The organism is Komagataeibacter intermedius TF2 (assembly GCF_000964425.1).
GTDB classification, from domain to species: domain Bacteria; phylum Pseudomonadota; class Alphaproteobacteria; order Acetobacterales; family Acetobacteraceae; genus Komagataeibacter; species Komagataeibacter intermedius.
Map to the genome: position 1 here is coordinate 1 of NZ_BANF01000532.1, position 324 is coordinate 324.

Here is a 324-nt window from a genome sequence, read left to right on the forward strand (position 1 = left end):
GACCTGCAGCCTGGCGTCGATCTCGGCCAGACGCGCCTTATGCAGGCGCTCGGCCTGCCGCGCCTGCGTTTCCAGAATAATCTCCCTTCCATAGGGGCGACCTGACTTCGTCAGTGTCTCCTGCATGCGCCCAAGCGCGATCAGTTCCCGGATCCTCGCATCCCGGGCCTTGCGGGTTCGGGCAACCAGATCCGTGCCTAATGATTTATAGGGTTTATGCGCCATTTTCTTTGCGACGTGTTTCCACAGGTCGTCACTGGTGATGCGCGTCGTGTCCCCAAGCGCCCTCTGGTTCCGGACCGCCTCAAACGTCGCGCCATCGGA

Annotated in this window: 1 pseudogene; it reads right to left on the reverse strand. The window is 61.4% G+C overall.

What is annotated here, in order from left to right:
* A pseudogene (locus B7449_RS18315) lies at positions 1-324 on the reverse strand (MobF family relaxase); the annotation flags it as partial.